The sequence below is a fragment of the Tissierella creatinophila DSM 6911 genome (assembly GCF_001940565.1).
Taxonomy (GTDB): Bacteria; Bacillota; Clostridia; order Tissierellales; family Tissierellaceae; genus Tissierella_A; species Tissierella_A creatinophila.
The window spans coordinates 1-623 of the sequence record NZ_LTDM01000061.1; the positions used below are offsets into that span (position 1 = coordinate 1).

A 623-nucleotide genomic window follows, 5' to 3' on the forward strand; every position below is an offset into this window, starting at 1 on the left:
GCCTACATGAAGCCGGAGTTGCTAGTAATCGCGGATCAGAATGTCGCGGTGAATGCGTTCCCGGGTCTTGTACACACCGCCCGTCACACCATGGGAGTCGGAAATGCCCGAAGCCAGTGAGCTAACCTATTTATAGGAGGCAGCTGTCGAAGGTAGGGTCGATGACTAGGGTGAAGTCGTAACAAGGTAGCCGTATCGGAAGGTGCGGCTGGATCACCTCCTTTCTAAGGAGTTCATGACCTAACAGAAATCTTTGATTTCGTTGTAGGTCAGATGTCGCGAAGTCCAAATCTTTGATTTGGTTAACGGAGCCGACTCAGGTACTCACACTACTTTTTTATATATAATGACCTAACACAATGAACGATAGTGAATTGATGTAGGTCAGATGCAGAAGCACCAAATCTATGTGAGCATAGCGAACAAATAGATTTGTGTTAGCGGATGCGAAATATGAACATTGAAAACTACAAAGAACAATAGATAGATATTTAATTTAAAAATTAGGTCAAGTTATTAAGAGCATAGGGCGAATGCCTTGGCACCAAGAGCCGATGAAGGACGGGATAAGCACCGATATGCTTCGGGGAGTCGCAAATAGACACTGATCCGGAGATTTCCGA

2 rRNA genes are annotated in these 623 nt (G+C 45.1%); both read left to right on the top strand.

Annotated elements, in window-relative coordinates:
* A 16S ribosomal RNA gene (locus tag TICRE_RS11200) occupies positions 1-224 on the top strand; the annotation flags it as partial.
* A gap of 282 nt (positions 225-506) precedes the next feature.
* Positions 507-623: ribosomal RNA gene (locus tag TICRE_RS11205) — 23S ribosomal RNA — on the top strand; the annotation flags it as partial.